At 46.0% G+C, this 298-nt stretch carries 1 protein-coding gene; it reads right to left on the bottom strand.

Translation table 11 applies throughout. From position 1 onward, the window contains the following. Positions 1 to 298, bottom strand: a 298-nt coding sequence (locus SB658_RS23035) for a DMT family transporter (protein WP_410602582.1), incomplete at both ends; no start/stop codon positions are given.

Consider the following 298-nt stretch of genomic DNA (forward strand, 5'->3'; position numbering starts at 1 on the left):
GGCCATTTCATTTTCTTTTTCTGAACACCAAACCATCCTTTTGCATCGATTGCAAAGGTAAAAGCAAGCTGTGCAATCAGTAACGCTGCGATAGTGAGTGTCACACCGATGATTTGGATCGCGGTGACTTCATTAAAAATAATAATCGCTGCAAATGCGCCGCCAATTAAATAAAGCGGCTGCACCTTTTGATATTCCCTGAAGTGTCCGTCTCGTACGACGAGTAAAATGACGAGCGAGATGATAAAGCCGGTCAGCTGCGTGATGGTGGCTGCCTGCCATGTACCAATATCCTGGC

The sequence above is a fragment of the Bacillus sp. SIMBA_008 genome (assembly GCF_046535495.1).
GTDB classification, from domain to species: Bacteria; Bacillota; Bacilli; order Bacillales; family Bacillaceae; genus Bacillus; species Bacillus subtilis.